Origin of the sequence: Citricoccus sp. (genome assembly GCF_035445025.1) — a bacterium.
GTDB lineage: Bacteria > Actinomycetota > Actinomycetes > Actinomycetales > Micrococcaceae > Citricoccus.
This window is the reverse complement of sequence record NZ_DAOMPX010000127.1, coordinates 1-3,356: the sequence shown is the minus strand read 5'-3', so window position 1 is coordinate 3,356 and position 3,356 is coordinate 1. Positions and strand designations below refer to the sequence as shown.

The 3,356-nt window shown below is 71.9% G+C and carries 3 protein-coding genes; 1 reads left to right on the top strand and 2 read right to left on the bottom strand.

The window, feature by feature from the left end; translation table 11 throughout:
* Nucleotides 1-302: 302 nt before the first annotated feature.
* A complete protein-coding gene (locus PLJ28_RS15350; protein ID WP_298042620.1) occupies nt 303-1,163 on the top strand; it encodes a potassium channel family protein in 861 nt (286 codons plus the stop codon).
* A gap of 79 nt (nt 1,164-1,242) precedes the next feature.
* On the opposite strand, the gene PLJ28_RS15345 is transcribed toward PLJ28_RS15350, so the two are convergent.
* Together PLJ28_RS15345 and PLJ28_RS15340 are read right to left on the bottom strand one after the other, a co-directional pair.
* Nucleotides 1,243-2,529: a DUF2254 domain-containing protein gene (locus PLJ28_RS15345; RefSeq protein WP_298042617.1), complete on the bottom strand. Its 1,287-nt coding sequence runs from the start codon at nt 2,527-2,529 to the stop codon at nt 1,243-1,245.
* A 4-nt stretch (nt 2,530-2,533) separates the two neighbouring features.
* Nucleotides 2,534-3,356, bottom strand: an 823-nt coding sequence (locus PLJ28_RS15340) for an alpha/beta fold hydrolase (RefSeq protein ID WP_324590386.1), incomplete at its 5' end; no start/stop codon positions are given.

Here is a 3,356-nt window from a genome sequence, read left to right as displayed (position 1 = left end):
AGGATGAGTCCGACCGCAAGGAGGGCAAGGGTCAGTGCGGTGGACATGCGTTCCACCCTAGCAATCCCGGCGCGCGGAGATCCCCCGCGTACATCCTTGACACACACCCCGTTGCCCGCGCTGCTGGCCGGGAAGGGGATGCCATCCCGGCTGAGGTGCACGGATGGTGCGGCCCCGCCACCGGATCGGCTCCTGTGGACCGTCGCCGGCGCCGGTACGCTCGGTACAGCGGGGACCGACCGGGCGGTGAACCGGTCGCGATCCCAGACCCTGCGAGTGTCGACCAGGAACGGAGACCTGCCGTGGACATCGTGCTGAGCATCGCGGGCATCCTGGTGATCCTGGTGGGATTGCGGGACATGTTCCACAGCCTGCTGCACCCGAAGGGCCAGGGAGGCCTCAGCCGTGGGGTGCTCTCCGGCCTGTGGAAGGCCTCCAGGCTGACCGGTCACCGGTTCGGCTCCGCGGCCGGCCCCGCGGGCATGGTCGCCGTGATCCTGATGTGGGTCCTGCTGCAGGCGGTGGGCTGGGCGCTGGTCTACCTTCCGCACCTGCCCGAGGGGTTCAGTTACTCCGGAGTGGACCCGGCCGACCACCCGAACCCGGCCGAGGCGCTCTACGTCTCCCTGACCACGCTGTCCACCGTGGGCTTCGGTGACGTCGTCGCCACCAGCCCCTGGATCCGGATGGCGGCCCCGGTCCAGGCATTGACCGGGTTCGCCCTGCTGACGGCCGGACTGACGTGGTTCACGCAGGTGTATCCGCCCCTGTCACGCCGCAGGGCGCTCGCCCTGGCACTGGCGGGGATGGAGGACGCCGGTTACGCCGAGGCGCTCCATCGGGTGGGCCCGGAGACGGCGGCCCGGGTCCTGGACGAGATGTCCGGGCGGATCGAGCAGGCGGGCATCGACTTCGCCCAGCACACGGAGAGCTACTACTTCGTCGAGGAGGACACGGAACTGTCCCTGGCCCGGCAGCTGCCCTACGCCCTGGCCCTGCGGGACAGCGCCCAGCACTCCCAGGTCCCGGAACTGCAGGCCGGCGCCACCAGGTTCTCCGCGGCCCTGGACCGGCTGGGGGCCGTGCTGGCGGAGGACTTCGTGTCCGGCGCCGACGCCGAGACCATCTTCGCGGCCTACGCGGACGACCACCGGCGCCGCTGAACGGCGCCTGGCCACGACACACAGCACGACCCCCGGAATCGCCGAGGCGATCGCCCCGACCGGGACCACACGTTCCAGGTCAGGCGGGGAGCCCCTCCAGCAGCTGCCGGACCGCGGGGCGGTAGCGTTCCGCGCTGACCTCCACGAGGTCCTCCAGCAGGGTGCGCAACCGATGGGGCACCTGCAGGGCGTCACCGCTGTGCGCGATCTCCAGCAGGGCCAGCTCCACCAGTTCCGTGATGGCCTGGGGATGGTGCACCACACGGACCCGGCCGGCGTCGTCGGCGATGTAGGGGCTGGGCGAGGCGCGCCGGACCAGCACGCGCAGGATCCGGTGGAGCTCGTCCAGGCACTGCACGGCCGTCGTCGGGTCGTTCACCCCCGGGGACAGCGCGCGGTTGCCGATGTCCACGAGCTGGCGGATGCCGAAGGCGACGTCCTGGCGCATCTCCCGCTGCGGGCCCAGCCCGATGTGCCGGTAGGGGTCACCCGGCTCGCGGCCCTCCTCCACCCCGACGGCGGCGCCCCAGATCCGCAGCACGTGCTGTCCCTCCGCCAGGAACTGGCCCACCGGCCGGTCCAGCGTGACCACCACGTCCCGCTCCCGCGCCCAGCGGACCAGCCCCGCATAGTCCACGTGCGTGATCACGCCGTGCCGCGGTGCCTCGAGCCGGAGATGCGGCGTGCCCGGGGCGGGGGACCAGGTGGGACCGAACGCCGGGGCCTCGGCATCCGCGGACTCCGGGAACATCCGGTCGGCGAGCGCCACCGTCTGGTCACCGATCCGCGAGATGACGTGGGAGACCTGGATCGAGGTGGTGATGTGGTGGATGAAGGCCAGGAAGAACCCCATGGAGACGAGGACCAGCAGGAAGGCCAGGGTCACGGAGACCTGGGGGACGAACTGCTCGGTGGAGTTGTCACCGCGCACGGACCGGGTCACGGTCAGGGCGAACACGAAGGTGGAGATGAAGATGCCCAGCGTGGACTGCACCACCCGGTTCTGCAGGAATCCTCCGAGGACCCGCGGGGTGAACTGGCTGGAGGCCAGCTGCAGGACCACCATGGTGATGGAGAAGACCAGTCCGGTCACCGAGATCATGGCCGTGGCGATCGTGCCCAGCAGTCCCCGGGCGCCGTCCGGGCCGCCCTGGAAGACGTATTGCAGGTCGGTGGTGCCCCAGGAGTCCTCCACCTGGGGCAGGACGATGCCGAGGACCAGGAACACCAGGACGCAGGCCGCCGGCACGGCCCAGAACGGTTTCCACAGGCGGCTCCACCATGACGCCGGGGCCACCTCGGGGAGGGAGCCGCGGGCCCGGTGCCCCGCGCCGGCGCCCGTCATGTCGTCCGTCGCCTGGTCCATGGCCTCATCCTGCCAGCCCCGCGGGGTCCCGCAGCCAGGTGGTCAGCACCCGGCAGGCCAGGTCCAGGTTCCCCATCTGGCAGTGCTGGTCGGCGTGCTCGGCCGCGGTGAACGCGCGCACGGTCAGGCTGCGGGCGGCCGTCAGCGCCCGGGCCTGGGCCTGGGCCAGGACCGGCGGCTGGAACGCGTCGTGCTCCCCGCACATCAGCAGCACGTCCTGGCGCACCCGTTCGCTGCCCAGGTGCCGGGCGTTCATGCCCAGGAACCAGTCCACGACGTCGGCCGGGTCGTCGCTGTCGACCATGTACAGCACCTGCTCGACCACCATGCGCAGCGTCGGGAACAACCGGGCCCGGATACGCACGCTCCAGCGCATGAAGTCCCGATGGTCCAGCATCCCCCGGACGGGTCCACGCGCCACGGCGGGCAGCCGGTAGAGCCAGTCGTAGACCGGCGGCCACGCCACCACCTGCCGGAGGCGCGGTTCCAGCCCGGCGGCGCGCAGCGCCCAGTACCCGCCCATCGAGATCCCCACCAGGGCGGCCTCCGTCAGGCCGAAGTGGTCCAGCACCGCGCCGACCGGCTTCTCCCAGTCGTGCTCGGAGGTCAGTCCGTGCAGCGCCCGCGCCCCGCCCTGTCCCGGGCCCTCGAACGCGACGACGTCGAACCCCGCGGCGGCCACACGCTGCCAGACGGGCTGGAACTCCTCGATCACCGAGTCGAATCCGCCGTGCAGCAGCACCGTGGCCCCGGTGCCCGGACCGTCCGCCGCCAGGCGGTAGGCGGGCAGCGCGGCCTGGGCGTAGGGCACCTCGTGGCGCACGACG

Coding starts and splice junctions, on each gene's coding strand:
- PLJ28_RS15345 (WP_298042617.1), bottom strand. CDS start 2,529: ATGGACCAGGCGACGGACGACATGACGGGCGCCGGCGCGGGGCACCGG.